At 36.1% G+C, this 12,763-nt stretch carries 10 protein-coding genes; 7 read left to right on the top strand and 3 right to left on the bottom strand.

What is annotated here, in order from left to right; genetic code table 11:
• Positions 1-28: 28 nt before the first annotated feature.
• The 7 genes from B0A80_RS13490 (at position 29) to acs (ending at position 10,752) form a co-directional block, all read left to right on the top strand.
• Positions 29-1,204 (top strand): 2-isopropylmalate synthase, encoded by a 1,176-nt coding sequence (locus B0A80_RS13490; protein ID WP_089077608.1) that lies wholly within the window; start codon positions 29-31, stop codon positions 1,202-1,204.
• Between the two features lie 89 nt (positions 1,205-1,293).
• The gene (gene leuB, locus B0A80_RS13485; protein WP_089077607.1) at positions 1,294-2,412 is read left to right on the top strand and encodes a 3-isopropylmalate dehydrogenase; all 1,119 of its coding nucleotides are present in this window, start codon (positions 1,294-1,296) and stop codon (positions 2,410-2,412) included.
• A 269-nt stretch (positions 2,413-2,681) separates the two neighbouring features.
• Positions 2,682-4,355: a dihydroxy-acid dehydratase gene (gene ilvD / locus B0A80_RS13480; RefSeq protein WP_017497478.1), complete on the top strand. Its 1,674-nt coding sequence runs from the start codon at positions 2,682-2,684 to the stop codon at positions 4,353-4,355.
• A 158-nt stretch (positions 4,356-4,513) separates the two neighbouring features.
• Positions 4,514-6,202, top strand: a complete 1,689-nt coding sequence (gene ilvB, locus B0A80_RS13475; protein WP_017497477.1) for a biosynthetic-type acetolactate synthase large subunit — start codon at positions 4,514-4,516, stop codon at positions 6,200-6,202.
• Positions 6,203-6,288: 86 nt separating this feature from the next.
• Positions 6,289-6,810, top strand: a complete 522-nt coding sequence (gene ilvN, locus B0A80_RS13470) for an acetolactate synthase small subunit (RefSeq protein WP_026110090.1) — start codon at positions 6,289-6,291, stop codon at positions 6,808-6,810.
• A 60-nt stretch (positions 6,811-6,870) separates the two neighbouring features.
• Entirely contained in the window at positions 6,871-8,340 is a 1,470-nt protein-coding gene (gene ilvC, locus B0A80_RS13465; RefSeq protein WP_089077606.1) for a ketol-acid reductoisomerase, read from the top strand.
• A 504-nt stretch (positions 8,341-8,844) separates the two neighbouring features.
• A complete protein-coding gene (acs, locus tag B0A80_RS13460; protein WP_089077605.1) occupies positions 8,845-10,752 on the top strand; it encodes an acetate--CoA ligase in 1,908 nt (635 codons plus the stop codon).
• 59 nt (positions 10,753-10,811) lie between these two features.
• On the opposite strand, the gene B0A80_RS13455 is transcribed toward acs, so the two are convergent.
• The 3 genes from B0A80_RS13455 to B0A80_RS13445 form a co-directional block, all read right to left on the bottom strand.
• Positions 10,812-11,030: a DUF4287 domain-containing protein gene (locus tag B0A80_RS13455; RefSeq protein ID WP_089077604.1), complete on the bottom strand. Its 219-nt coding sequence runs from the start codon at positions 11,028-11,030 to the stop codon at positions 10,812-10,814.
• A 26-nt stretch (positions 11,031-11,056) separates the two neighbouring features.
• On the bottom strand, positions 11,057-11,596 hold the full coding sequence (locus tag B0A80_RS13450; RefSeq protein ID WP_089077603.1) for an SRPBCC family protein: 540 nt from the start codon (positions 11,594-11,596) through the stop codon (positions 11,057-11,059).
• A gap of 568 nt (positions 11,597-12,164) precedes the next feature.
• A complete protein-coding gene (locus B0A80_RS13445; protein WP_017497471.1) occupies positions 12,165-12,761 on the bottom strand; it encodes a 3'-5' exonuclease in 597 nt (198 codons plus the stop codon).
• Positions 12,762-12,763: the final 2 nt, after the last annotated feature.

Genomic DNA, 12,763 nt, shown 5'->3' with positions numbered 1-12,763 from the left:
GATGTGAAATTACATTAAATAAATGAATATGAATAGAGAGAAAGTTCAAATTTTTGACACCACTTTGCGCGATGGAGAGCAGGTCCCGGGATGTAAGTTAGATACGAAACAAAAACTAGTTATCGCAGAACGACTTGATAAAATGGGAGTTGACATTATCGAAGCAGGTTTTCCAGTGTCAAGTCCAGGCGATTTTTTATCGGTTTCTGAGATTTGTAAAATTGTAGAAAATGCAACTGTCTGCGGTCTGACAAGAGCCGTAAAAAACGACATTGATGTTGCTGCAGCTGCCTTAAAGCACGCTAAGAAACCTAGAATCCATACCGGAATCGGAACCTCTCAATCTCACATACTCCATAAACTAAACACAACTCCGGAAGACATCATTGCAAGAGCAAAATTTGCTGTAGCACATGCCAAATCCTACGTAGAAGATGTAGAATTCTATGCCGAAGATGCCGGAAGAACCGATAATGCCTTCCTTGCAAAAGTTTGCGAAGAAGTAATAAAATCAGGAGCAACAGTATTGAATATTCCGGATACAACAGGCTATTGTTTGCCAGAAGAATATGGAGCAAAAATTAAATACCTAAAAGAAAATGTAAAAGGTATTGAAAACGTAACCCTTTCCTGTCATTGTCACAACGATTTAGGAATGGCTACCGCAAACTCCATTGCAGGAGCTATCAACGGAGCAAGACAAATTGAATGTACTATAAATGGTATAGGGGAGAGAGCCGGAAATACAGCTTTAGAAGAAGTTGTAATGATCTTCAAACAACATCCTTACCTAAATCTGGACACCAATATCAATACAAGAGAATTAAACGAAATGAGTCGTTTAGTTTCTGAAAGTATGGGAATGATTGTGCAGCCAAACAAAGCCATCGTAGGAGCTAATGCTTTTGCACACAGTTCCGGAATTCATCAGGATGGAGTGATTAAAAACAGAGCCACTTATGAAATCATGGATCCGCTGGATGTAGGTGTAAATGAGTCCTCTATTATATTGACAGCAAGAAGCGGAAGAGCTGCATTGGCGTACCGCGCTAAAAAAGTAGGTTACGAGCTTACTAAAGTGCAACTGGATATCGTATACATCGAATTTTTGAAATTCGCCGATATTAAAAAAGAAGTAATTGATGCTGATATTCACCAAATCATCGAAGCTGCAAAAATTCAGGGAGAATTAATCAGAAACTAGTTCAATAGAGTAAAGATCTTAGAATAAAGAATAGAATAAAGAGAATAGAATAAGAAAAAAGGGTTTAAATACATAAAGAACGAGACGTTATGAATTTGAAAATAGCAGTTTTACCAGGAGACGGGATTGGACCAGAGGTAATTTTACAAGCCAAGAAAGCTTTACATGCTATTGGTGAGGTGTACAATCATGAATTTGTTTTTGAAGAGGCGCTCATGGGAGCTATTGCCATTGATAAAACAGGAAATCCTTTGCCGGAGCAGACATTAAACCTTTGTTTAAATACAGATGCTGTATTGTTTGGAGCCATTGGAGATCCTAAATACGATAATAATCCATCAGCGAAAGTGCGTCCGGAGCAAGGATTATTGAAACTGCGTAAGGAGTTGGGATTGTTCGCTAACATTCGTCCGATAAAACCTTATAAATCACTCATTGATGCTTCTCCGTTAAAAAGAGAAATTATCGATGGTGCTGATTTTACTATTTTCAGAGAATTAACCGGAGGTGCATACTTTGGAGCTAAAACCTTAAATGAGGAAGGTACACACGCTTCAGATTTGTGCGAATATTCAGAAGAAGAAATCACCAGAATTGCACATTTGGCTTTTAAATCAGCACAAAACCGACGCAAAAAACTTACGATGGTAGACAAAGCCAACGTTTTGGAAACTTCCCGTTTATGGAGAAAAGTCGTTCAGAAAGTAGGCCAAAGTTATCCTGATGTTGCTTTAGACTTTTTGTTCGTAGATAACGCAGCCATGCAATTGATTTTAAGTCCAAAACAATTTGATGTGATTTTGACCGAAAATTTATTCGGAGATATTCTATCAGATGAAGCAAGTGTGATAACAGGATCCATTGGTTTATTAGCCTCAGCATCTTTAGGAGAAAAGAATGCTTTGTTTGAGCCAATCCACGGTTCCTATCCTCAGGCGAAAGGAAAAAACATCGCCAATCCGATTGCTTCCATTTTATCAGCGGCGATGTTATTAGAACATTTTGGTCTATTTAAAGAAGCTGCCATGATCTATAAAGCAGTCGAAAAAGCAATCGAATTTAAAGTCGTAACCGTTGATTTAAAACCGGATTCAAAGTTCGGTACAAACGAAGTAGGGGACTTTGTATCCAATTTTATCTTCAGTAAAGACGACTTACTCTATTTTAATAATGACAACGTTCACATTGGACAATCAACAATTGTTTAATATTTTTTGTTAAAAATTGAATAAATAACAAGAAGTATGTAAAATGTTGAGATTTTATTTTTTTAGTCCTTTAAGTTTTCATACTTTTGTCTCACTAAAAAAAAGAAAGATGCAAATCTCAATTATTATTACTATTTCTGTCATTATTGTAAATGTGATTATCACATATGCACGGGGAATGGTATAAATATAATTGAAAAACTATATTATAAACCTTCCAAATACTGGAAGGTTTTTTTTTGAATTAAAATTAAAAAAATAACACAATAATGGAATTAAATAAGTACAGCAAAACCATCACTCAAGATCAAACACAACCAGCAGCGCAAGCCATGTTGTACGGTATTGGTTTAACTGAAGAAGATTTGAAAAAAGCACAGGTAGGTATTGTGAGCATGGGGTACGATGGTAACACCTGCAACATGCACCTGAATGATTTAGCAAAAGACGTTAAAAAAGGTGTTTGGGATGCAAATCTGGTCGGACTTATTTTTAATACCATTGGTGTAAGTGATGGAATTTCGAACGGTACAGAAGGAATGCGTTATTCCTTAGTTTCCAGAGATGTCATTGCCGATTCTATCGAAACAGTTGCGGGGGCGCAGTGGTACGACAGCATCATTGCAATTCCTGGTTGCGATAAAAATATGCCTGGTGCTCTGATCGCCATGGGACGTTTGAACCGTCCGTCTTTGATGGTATACGGAGGATCTATCCATTCCGGAAAGTGGAAAGGGGAAACATTGAATATTGTTTCAGCTTTTGAGGCCCTAGGAAAAAAAGTGAAAAATGAAATTACTCCGGAGGATTTTAAAGGAGTTATTCAAAATGCTTGTCCCGGAGCAGGTGCCTGTGGCGGAATGTATACGGCTAATACCATGTCTTCGGCAATTGAAGCCCTGGGAATGAGTTTGCCATACAGTTCGTCAAATCCCGCTTTAAGTCAGGAGAAAAGAGACGAATGTCTTGCTGCTGGTAAAGCCATTAGAACATTATTGGAAAAAGATATTAAGCCTAGAGACATTATGACTCGTAAAGCTTTTGAAAATGCCATTACAATTGTAGCCGTTTTAGGAGGTTCAACCAATGCCGTAATGCATTTGATCGCTATGGCACATTCCGTTGGTATTGAAATTACACTTGATGATTTTCAAGCGATAAATGACAGAACTCCTGTACTTGCAGATATGAAACCAAGCGGTAAATACATGATGGAAGACATTCATGAAGCAGGAGGTATTCCGTCAGTAATGAAATACTTATTGAAAGTAGGACTAATTCATGGAGATTGTTTAACTGTAACCGGAAAAACAGTGGCCGAAAACTTAGCTTCAACTCCGGATTTACAAGATGGACAACAAGTAATTCATGAAATACAAAAAGCTTTAAAACCAACCGGAAACATTCAGGTTTTATATGGAAATCTTGCTTCTGAAGGAGCTGTTGCCAAAATCAGCGGAAAAGAAGGAGAGTATTTTGAAGGTCCTGCGGTTGTTTTTGAAGGTGAGTTTGAAGTGATTCCAGGCCTTGAAGCCGGAAAAATTAAACCCGGTAATGTAGTCGTCATCAGGTATTGTGGACCAAAAGGTGGTCCGGGAATGCCTGAGATGCTAAAACCTACATCAGCCATTATTGGAGCAGGATTAGGAAGCAGTTGTGCTCTTATTACAGACGGCAGGTTTTCCGGAGGTTCACATGGCTTTGTGGTAGGACACATTACACCAGAGGCTTATGATGGTGGTGGTATTGCACTGGTAAAAGATGGTGATTTAATCGCTATTGATGCTGTTAAAAATACAATCAACCTGAAAATATCTGACGAAGAATTCGCCGCTCGTAAAGAGAGTTGGATTCAGCCTCCTTTAAAAGTAAACAGAGGAGTTTTACTGAAATACGCCAGATCAGTCTCAAGCGCTTCAACAGGTTGCGTTACCGATAAATAATTTTACAATAACAATTTCAAAAAACAATGACAATATCAATAAAATAGCAAAGTTCAATTGCAATAAAAAGTAGAAATACAAAGAATCAGTTTGAAATTGATTTTAACATTGCCATCGAATTTTGAAATTGATTTTTGACATTGAAAAAACAATATACTATGAAAATATCAGGGGCAGAAGCCGTTATAAGATGTTTGTTAGCAGAAGGAGTAGACTTACTTTATGGTTATCCGGGAGGAGCGATCATGCCGGTTTACGATGAATTATATAAATTTCAGGATCAGTTACATCACGTGTTGGTACGTCACGAGCAAGGTGCTACACATGCTGCACAAGGATATGCCCGCGCTACAGGAAAAGTAGGGGTAGCCATTGCAACTTCAGGACCGGGAGCAACCAATTTAATTACCGGAATTGCAGATGCCCAAATCGACTCAACCCCAATGGTTTGTATCACAGGCCAGGTAGGGAAGCACTTGTTAGGATCTGATGCTTTTCAGGAAACGGATATCATCGGAATTTCGACTCCGGTAACCAAATGGAATTATCAGGTAACCGAAGCTTCGGAAATCCCTGAAATTATTGCAAAAGCATTTTACATCGCGCGTTCCGGACGTCCGGGACCCGTATTGATTGACATTACAAAAAATGCTCAGTTTGACCAATTCGATTTTAGTTATGAAAAATGTACCGGAATCAGAAGCTATACTCCGGTTCCGAAACTAAAATTAGATAAAGTGGCCGAAGCTGCTGCTTTAATCAATAGCGCTAAAAAACCTTTTATTGTTTTTGGACAGGGTATTATTCTGGGAAAAGCGGAAGCCGAATTTAAAGCTTTACTTGAAAAATCAGGAATCCCAGCTGCCTGGACCATTTTAGGACTTTCAGCCTTGCCAACAGACCATCCCTTAAACGTGGGAATGCTGGGAATGCATGGGAACTATGGCCCAAACTTACTAACCAACGAATGTGATGTTTTAATTGCTTTCGGAATGCGTTTTGACGACCGTGTTACCGGAAACCTGAATACTTATGCCAAACAGGCAAAAGTAATTCACTTCGAAATTGATCCTGCCGAAATCGATAAAAATGTAAAAACAGAAATAGCTGTTCTTGGAGATGTAAAAGAAGCCTTAACCGCTTTATTACCATTAATCGAAGCAAAATCACATGATTTATGGCATAACGAATTTAAAGAGCTAAAGAGAATCGAGTACGATTCTGTTATAAAAGAAGAATTAAATCCAACCAATAATAAAGGAATTTCAATGGGTGAAACCATAGAAATGATAAACAAACACTCAAAAGGTGATGCTATTATCGTCTCAGATGTTGGGCAGCATCAAATGTTTGCCTGCCGTTATGCAAAATTCAATTCTACCAAAAGTAACATTACCTCAGGAGGATTAGGTACGATGGGATTTGCTCTACCCGCAGCCATCGGAGCCAAAATGGGAAAACCGGATCGTGAAGTAGTAGCTATAATTGGTGATGGCGGTTTTCAAATGAACATACAAGAATTGGGAACCATTTTTCAGACTAAGGTGCCTGTAAAGATTGTTATTCTAAACAATGAATTTTTGGGAATGGTACGTCAATGGCAGGAGCTATTTTTTGATAACAGATATGCTTCTACCAAAATGATCAATCCAAATTTTGTAGCGATAGCTGAAGGATATTACATTAAATCTAAAAAAGTAACACAGAGAGAAGACTTAGATGCAGCCGTTGCCGAAATGCTGGCTTCAAAAGATTCTTATTTCTTAGAAGTTATGGTAGAAAAAGAAAACAACGTATTCCCAATGATTCCAACGGGAGCATGTGTTTCTGAAATTAGATTAAGCTAAAATTAAAGTTTCATGTTTCGAGTTTTTTGAGTTTCAAGTTGTAAAACGTGAAACCTGAAACTTGAAACAAAAAAAACTAAAAACAAATGGAAAACAGAACATTTACCATATCGGTATACTCAGAAAATAATGTGGGATTGTTAAACAGGATATCAGGAATATTCTTAAAGCGTCACATTAATATATTAAGCCTAAACGTTTCTGAATCAGAAATAGAAAGTGTTTCCAGATTCATTATTGTGGTGGAAACAACAGAGAAATGGGTCAAAAATATTGTTGGGCAAATCGAAAAACAAATTGAAGTTATAAAAGCATTTTATCACACAGATGAAGAAACCATTTATCTGGAAAACGCTTTATTTAAAATTGCTTCAAGCCTGTTGTTTGATGAAAAACAAATTCAGAACATCATCAAGGATAGTCAGTCGACAATTGTTACAGTTTCCCGCGATTTCTTCGTGATTTCTAAATCGGGGAGACGTTCTGAAATCGAAGATTTGTATGCCAAATTCAAACCTTATGGCATTATGCAGTTTGTTCGCTCAGGAAGGATATCTGTTTCAAAAGAAAAAATGGAAATTTCAACAATGTTAGAAGCATTTCAATAGGATTATTTCATCTATTAACCAATTATTAAATACAACATTCATTAAATATTTTAAAAAAAAATGGCAAATTATTTCAACACATTACCACTTAGATTACAATTAGAACAATTAGGAGTTTGCGAATTTATGGAGCAATCAGAATTTGCAGACGGAATTTCGGCTCTGGCAGGAAAAAAGGTTGTCATTGTAGGCTGTGGAGCACAAGGTCTGAATCAGGGTTTAAACATGAGAGATTCCGGTTTAGACATTTCATACGCGTTGCGTGCAGATGCAATTGCAGAGAAAAGAGCATCTTATAAAAATGCCACTGAAAACGGATTTAAAGTAGGTACTTATGAAGAATTAATTCCAACTGCCGACTTAGTTTGTAACTTAACTCCTGATAAACAACATACTGCTGTAGTTACCGCCATAATGCCTTTAATGAAAAACGGAGCAACATTATCTTATTCTCACGGATTTAATATTGTGGAAGAAGGAATGCAAATCCGTAAAGACATCACCGTAATTATGTGCGCACCAAAATGCCCTGGTTCTGAGGTTCGCGAAGAATACAAAAGAGGATTTGGTGTTCCGACACTTATCGCTGTTCACCCGGAGAATGATCCAAACGGTTTTGGTTTAGACCAGGCTAAAGCTTACGCTGTAGCTACCGGAGGACATAAAGCAGGAGTTCTGAAATCATCATTCGTAGCCGAAGTAAAATCAGATTTAATGGGAGAACAAACCATTCTTTGCGGGTTATTGCAAACCGGTTCTATTTTATGTTTCGATAAAATGGTGGAAAAAGGAATCGACAAAGCATATGCTTCAAAATTGATTCAGTACGGATGGGAGACAATTACAGAAGCCTTAAAACATGGAGGTATCACCAATATGATGGATCGTCTTTCCAACCCAGCAAAAATTGAGGCTTACGAAATTGCTGAAGAATTAAAAGACATTATGAGACCGTTATTCCAAAAACATCAGGATGACATTATCTCAGGAGAATTCTCCAGAACCATGATGATTGATTGGGCAAATGATGATGCAAACTTATTAAAATGGAGAGCTGCAACAGGAGAAACTAATTTCGAGAAAACAGCTCCACAAGAAGCTCCAATTTCAGAGCAGGAATATTTTGACAACGGAGTATTGATGATTGCAATGGTAAAAGCGGGTGTAGAATTGGCTTTCGAAACCATGACTGAGGCTGGAATTATAGAAGAATCAGCTTATTATGAATCATTACACGAATTACCTTTGATTGCAAACACGATTGCAAGAAAAAAATTATTCGAAATGAACCGTGTGATCTCGGATACTGCTGAATATGGCTGTTATTTATTCGACCATGCCTGCAAGCCGTTGTTAACAGAATTTATGAAAACAGTGGAAACAAATGTAATAGGTAAACCATTTTCTACTTCAAATGGAGTTGACAATGCTACTTTAATTGCTGTAAACAAAGAAGTTCGTCAACACCCTATCGAAGAAGTAGGAGCATGGTTGAGAGAATCAATGACAGCAATGAAAAAAATTGGATAATAAATTGGGAATTACCACACATACGGTTGTGGAATCTGCTCTGTATCTCCGTTTGATGTAATATTTTTGAATTAGTAAGCACTTATTAAGAAAAATGGATATAGATGCAAATTGCATTCACTTAACTTCTGAAGGTAAGACTGTAAGTTAAGTGAAGCTAATCCCTAATGAAGGGGGTATATTTAGGAATAAATGTACTTGTTGAAGTTTCATTTTAATTAATAAAGTTGCTTCTATTTTCAAAAATAGTGCGGAAGATTGTAATACAGAATTACAAAATTAATTGTTATTGAAATTGTTAAAATTAAAAAGGCATGGTATTCATTTATCGTGCCTTTTTTGCAAATATGTCTTTTTTCATCAAAAAGCCATTTTTTATATTATACCTATTAAAAAGCAATATTTTTTTCAATATCTGTTTTTTTTTCCTGTTATTTATGAATTAAATAATTTTAAGAATAGACTGATATTTAATACATTTATAAAAAAAAATTCTAAAAACGTATGAGTTATTATAAAATTGAAAATTTAGAACAGTATTTTAAACATTACAATAAGTCAATTAGAGAGCCTAGAAAGTTTTGGGGAAAAATAGCTGAGGAAAATTTTACCTGGTACCAGCAATGGGAAAAAGTAGTTGATTTTAATATGGCTGATGCGGAAGTAAAATGGTTTACAGAAGCAAAAGTTAACATCACTAAAAATTGCATCGACAGACATTTAAGCAAAAGAGGAGAAAAAACGGCTATCATTTTTGAACCGAATGATCCCTCAGAAAGCGCTTTACATATAACGTATAACGAATTATACGAAAGAGTTTCAAAAATGGCGAATGTTTTGCGCGAGCAAGGCGTACGTAAAGGAGACCGAGTTTGTATTTATTTACCAATGATTCCGGAATTGGCTGTAGCTGTATTAGCCTGTGCCAGAATCGGAGCCATTCATTCTGTTGTTTTTGCAGGGTTTTCAGCTTCTGCTGTGTCTGCCAGAATAATTGATTGCGAATGTAAAATGGTTATTACTTCTGATGGAGGATACAGAGGTAATAAAAACATTGATCTTAAAGGAATTGTTGATGAGGCATTAGAAACTTGTCCGTCTGTAACTAAAGTTTTAGTTGTAAAAAGAACTAATAACGAAGTTAAAATGAAAGACGGCCGTGACGAATGGTTACAGCCTCTATTAGATAAAGCCTTAGATAATAGTGTTGCGGAAATAATGGATGCTGAAGATCCGTTATTCATTCTGTACACCTCTGGTTCTACAGGCAAACCAAAAGGAATGGTACATACCACAGCAGGATATATGGTTTATGCGGCTTATACCTTTAAGAATGTTTTCAATCACGAAGAAAATGATATTTTCTGGTGTACTGCTGATATAGGTTGGATTACAGGTCACTCTTATATTTTATACGGACCTTTATTAAATGGAGGAACAACCGTAATTTTTGAAGGAGTTCCTTCTTATCCTGACTTTAGCCGTTTTTGGGACATTATTGAAAAACATAAAATCACACAATTTTATACAGCACCAACTGCAATTCGTTCACTTGCAAAAGAAAGTTTAGATTATATCCAAAAGTATCCTCTAAAATCACTTAAAGTAATTGGATCAGTTGGAGAGCCAATCAACGAAGAAGCTTGGCACTGGTTCAACGATCACGTTGGAGATAAAAGATGTCCGGTTGTGGATACCTGGTGGCAGACTGAAACCGGTGGAATCATGATTTCGCCAATTGCCTTTGTAACCCCAACTAAACCAACCTACGCGACTTTGCCATTACCGGGAATTCAACCTGTTTTGATGGATGAGAAACGCAATGAAATTGAAGGAAATCAGGTTGTTGGAAGTTTATGTATTAAATTTCCATGGCCAGGAATCGCCAGAACAATCTGGGGGGACCACCAACGCTACAAAGACACTTATTTCTCTGCTTTCCCGGGAAAATATTTTACAGGAGACGGTGCCTTAAGAGACGAAGTTGGTTATTACAGAATTACCGGTAGAGTAGATGATGTTGTGATTGTATCCGGTCACAACTTAGGAACAGCTCCTATTGAAGATGCCATTAACGAACATCCTGCAGTAGCCGAATCTGCTATCGTTGGATTCCCACATGACATTAAAGGAAATGCCTTATATGGTTTTGTAATCTTAAAAGAAACAGGAGAAGTTAGAGACCGATCTAATCTTAGCCGTGAGATCAATCAATATATTTCTGACCACATCGGACCAATTGCAAAACTCGATAAAATTCAGTTTGTTTCAGGCTTGCCAAAAACACGTTCAGGAAAAATTATGCGTAGAATTTTACGTAAAATAGCAGAAGGTGATTTTTCTAATTTTGGAGATACTTCAACTTTGCTAAACCCTGAAATTGTTGACGAAATTACAAAAGGGAGGATCTAGTATCTTCACAAAATAAAAAAAGCTGTCGAATGGACAGCTTTTTTTATATCTATTTTTTTTTACTTCCTTAATCCTTTAAGAAGCGCATAAATAGCCATTGCATGTCCGTGACCTAAATCAAAATCTGCTTTTAGCCAGCTAACAATTTCGGTTGCTTTTACTTCAGGTTTTAATTCTCCACTGACTGAAAATCCTTTTTCATCTGAAAGTTTTTTAAAATCATCAGGGCCTTTTCCTGTCTTTGTTTTAATATTGGTTAAATAAGCTTGAAATGACATAATTTTGTAGTTTTAAAGGTTGTAGTTTATTTCTCGACAATCGTTTTTATGTTCGTTAGGCTTTCTTCTACATCAGCTCCAATTATTTTATCCATATCAAAGAAAAGAAGCATAAAATTCTTAGGCCAGTTCATTCCGCTATTATAAATCCAGATAAGCTTTGTTTGATTTCCAGCTAAAGTTCCTGTTTCCATATGCCCGTTTGCCGTAAATACATAAGGCGCTAAAAAACGAAGTTCAAAATCAATTCTGTTATTTTCTACTTTTATTATTTCCCATTCTCCTTTACCAGTCTTATGGTGTTTGCTTTCAAAAGTCAAGACAGAACCCGCAGTTCCGTCAGTACCTGTTATTTCGATTTTTGTAGCAGGATCCAGCAATAGCCATTTACTGTACAATTTTTGATTTCGATTCAGTTTTATAAAATCAAAAACTTCCGCTTTGGGTTTATGGATGATTATTTCTCTCCTGATAGTATATTTATTTTTAGTAAACATTGCTACTACTAAAGCTATTGAAACTATAGCTACCAATACCGTTATTATTTTTACGAATATCATTTTCATTTTTGTTAAATTGGTTAATTAAAAAGGTCTTTATATTTATTTCTAATTTTGATTTGCGGTGAAGTTTAACATCCCGGAGATTCACCAATGGCCTGAAATATAATCTGATTGTTCAGACATTTTCTACAGAACGTCTTTACTTTAAGACAATTACCGCTGAAAGTCAGATGAGAATTTATAGTTGTCATTTTGTTTTACTTTTTCTGTTAATTTTTAATCAAACTAACAAGACAAAGATGCGATTACTTACAAAAGGCAATACTGTACGTAAATGACAACAATAGGGGGATTTACGTCATTTCTTTCTGCGGGCACGAAAAACAAACAAAATAGAAGGCCTACAAAACTAAAAAACCTTGACTACACATAGCCTGATAGCTATTCACCTAACAGAAAATCTTTAAAATAATAAATCCGACAACTCCAAAGCCTTGGGATTGTCGGATTTACAATACTTATTAGTTATCCTTTATATTTCGGATAAATGAAATATGTTTAGCCAAAAAAAAAGGAAATACTTTTCAGTGATTTCCTTACTTCTTTTTAATATGGTTTTGATTCATTCTTTCTATTTAATTCCTAATCTTGATTTCAGTTTCAGGAATAATAGGCCTATTTTATACGCATCTTCTGCAGACGAATTTCTATCGCTTTTCGGAATTTTGAATATTTCACTTAAATCGTCCAGAGAAAACTGTTTGTCATTGATGTCCATCAATTTTCGGTACATCATATCGATATCCAGCGCTTCATTTTTCAATCTTCCACAATCCAGACGTTCCAATGCCGCATTCAGCATTTCGATATCAAAATTAATATGATGTCCAACCAGAACAGAGTTTCCTATAAAATTAATCAGCGCTTCTATCGCATCAGGTTCCGGCATCTTCATCATTTTACTTTCGATGATGAACTCATTAGAAAGTCCGTTATCCTGCAAAAATTTGTACTGCAGCAAAACAGCTTCAAAATTATCTTTAATTACAATGCTGTCATCCGTAACCGAAAATGCGCCTAAAGACAAAATAACATCTTTATTCGGATTTAAACCTGACGTTTCTGTAGATAACACCACAAATCTGTTTGGTTTAACTTCAAATTTCGTTAAGTATTCCTTCCAAAAATCAGGATACTCTTTATTGATATTTTTAATCCAGTCTAGCATAC

This window comes from Flavobacterium tructae (genome assembly GCF_002217475.1).
Lineage (GTDB): Bacteria > Bacteroidota > Bacteroidia > Flavobacteriales > Flavobacteriaceae > Flavobacterium > Flavobacterium tructae.
Note: the sequence above shows the minus strand (reverse complement) of the source record. Positions and strands in the feature narration are given on the sequence as shown.

Coding starts and splice junctions, on each gene's coding strand:
- B0A80_RS13455 (WP_089077604.1), bottom strand. CDS start 11,030: ATGTCATTTCAAGCTTATTTAACCAATATTAAAACAAAGACAGGAAAA.
- acs (WP_089077605.1), top strand. CDS start 8,845: ATGAGTTATTATAAAATTGAAAATTTAGAACAGTATTTTAAACATTAC.
- B0A80_RS13490 (WP_089077608.1), top strand. CDS start 29: ATGAATAGAGAGAAAGTTCAAATTTTTGACACCACTTTGCGCGATGGA.
- ilvB (WP_017497477.1), top strand. CDS start 4,514: ATGAAAATATCAGGGGCAGAAGCCGTTATAAGATGTTTGTTAGCAGAA.
- B0A80_RS13450 (WP_089077603.1), bottom strand. CDS start 11,596: ATGAAAATGATATTCGTAAAAATAATAACGGTATTGGTAGCTATAGTT.
- ilvC (WP_089077606.1), top strand. CDS start 6,871: ATGGCAAATTATTTCAACACATTACCACTTAGATTACAATTAGAACAA.
- B0A80_RS13445 (WP_017497471.1), bottom strand. CDS start 12,761: ATGCTAGACTGGATTAAAAATATCAATAAAGAGTATCCTGATTTTTGG.
- ilvN (WP_026110090.1), top strand. CDS start 6,289: ATGGAAAACAGAACATTTACCATATCGGTATACTCAGAAAATAATGTG.
- ilvD (WP_017497478.1), top strand. CDS start 2,682: ATGGAATTAAATAAGTACAGCAAAACCATCACTCAAGATCAAACACAA.
- leuB (WP_089077607.1), top strand. CDS start 1,294: ATGAATTTGAAAATAGCAGTTTTACCAGGAGACGGGATTGGACCAGAG.